Source organism: Pseudomonas sp. SDT291_1_S447 (assembly GCF_054070155.1).
The window spans coordinates 1-324 of record NZ_JBSVXS010000334.1 but is presented as its reverse complement, the minus strand read 5'-3'; the positions used below and the strand labels follow the sequence as shown (position 1 = coordinate 324).

The following is a 324-nucleotide window of genomic DNA, read 5'->3' as shown; positions in this document are numbered from 1 at the left end:
AGCTCGACGCGACGCGCATCCAGCAACTGGTCATGTCGTCGTGCTTGCCTTCGCGATCCCAGAAGAACTGCACCTTCACGCGACCGTACTGGTCGCAGTAGATCTCTTCGCCTTCAGGGCCGCAGACCACCGCACTTTGCGTGCCGAGGACTTTCGGTTTCGGGTGATCGAGCGGCGGACGGTACGGCACATCCCACGGGATGGCGCTGAAGCGGTTGCGATAGCCCTGGTGGAAATCGTCCTTGAGGTCGGTGGTGTCGCTGGTCACCGACTCTTCGAGCACTTGCGGCTGCTTGCCTTCGTGGAAGATTTCGGTGAGCAGCC

Annotated in this window: 1 pseudogene; it reads right to left on the bottom strand. The window is 61.4% G+C overall.

The features are described from left to right. Positions 1-324, bottom strand: a pseudogene (locus tag ACW9IR_RS29815) (type VI secretion system tip protein VgrG); the annotation flags it as partial.